The sequence below is a fragment of the Bacillus sanguinis genome (assembly GCF_018332475.1).
Classification (GTDB): domain Bacteria; phylum Bacillota; class Bacilli; order Bacillales; family Bacillaceae_G; genus Bacillus_A; species Bacillus_A sanguinis.
The window spans coordinates 1-397 of record NZ_BOQB01000493.1; the positions used below are offsets into that span (position 1 = coordinate 1).

The window sequence follows — 397 nt, forward strand, 5'->3', positions numbered from 1 at the left end:
AAATATAGAGTTCATAATATATATATAGTGGTTCTATTTTTAAAACTAGATTTTCAAAATATAGAAAGGAGAACATACATGTACCCACGTAATTGTTTTAGTTGCGATGGCAGACGCAATAGTGGTGGTTCTAATGGAAACACTGGACCCACTGGGGCTACTGGACCTACTGGTACTGCTGGGCCTACGGGGGCTGGTTTCCAAAGTACTACCGCCTTTAGCCTAGTAGCCGCTCCCAAGTATAAAACAGGACAAGTTGTCACTTATATGAGCAGTGGCTATGTTGTAAAAAAGGATGCGCCTCAAGGATTTCCAAATGTATCTCCAGATTATATCGTGTTAGTAGAAAGTGGACCTACTGGTAGCACCGGACCCTCCGGCATCACTGGACCTACTG

General features: G+C 43.1%; 1 pseudogene. It reads left to right on the forward strand.

Annotated features, from left to right (window positions below):
• Positions 1-78 precede the first annotated feature (78 nt).
• Positions 79-397: pseudogene (locus KI369_RS27970) on the forward strand (collagen-like protein); the annotation flags it as partial.